This is a genomic window from Paenibacillus sp. P4_A7 (assembly GCF_056402455.1).
The window spans coordinates 1-670 of the sequence record NZ_JBFUHJ010000903.1; the positions used below are offsets into that span (position 1 = coordinate 1).

Below are 670 nucleotides of genomic sequence, written 5' to 3' on the forward strand. Positions count from 1 at the left end.
GGATATTAGCTGTTCTGATTACTTGGATATTAGCTGTTCTGATTACTTTAACGGTTATCAAGATTTGGGCAGATATTATTTTTTAACAAAATAAAACGGAGGTGTGTGGAATGACTACACATTCAGAAATTCAAGCAGACCAAGTATTAGATTGCAAAGGGCTTGCATGTCCAATGCCAATTGTTAAAACAAAAAAAGCAGTAGACCAACTAGAAGCAGGCCAGGTTATTGAGATACAGGCCACAGATAAAGGCTCGCTAGCCGATATGCAAGGTTGGGTTAAAAATACAGGGCATCAATACTTGGGAATGGTAGAAGAAGGGGATGTATTAAAGCATTACCTACGGAAATCAAGTCCAAGTGAAGTGAAGATAGAAACGAAATACCCATTTACCATAACTAATGAAGAGCTAGAACATAAGATTGCAGCAAACGACAAAGTAGTTATTCTGGACGTACGTGAACCAGCTGAATATGTATTTAATCGAATCCCAGGAGCGCTATCCATACCTCTAGGAGAATTGGAAAATCGGATTCAGGAACTGAATTCTGACGAAGAAATCTATGTCATCTGCCGCACAGGAACAAGAAGTGACTTAGCATGCCAATTGCTAGAGGATAAAGGATTTAAACAATTGAAAAATGTCAATTCAGGCATGTCGAGCTGGAC

At 39.0% G+C, this 670-nt stretch carries 1 protein-coding gene; it reads left to right on the forward strand.

The window, feature by feature from the left end:
- Positions 1-110: 110 nt before the first annotated feature.
- The coding region (locus AC1DWN_RS34845; protein WP_477563364.1) for a sulfurtransferase TusA family protein at positions 111-670 on the forward strand (560 nt) is incomplete at its 3' end.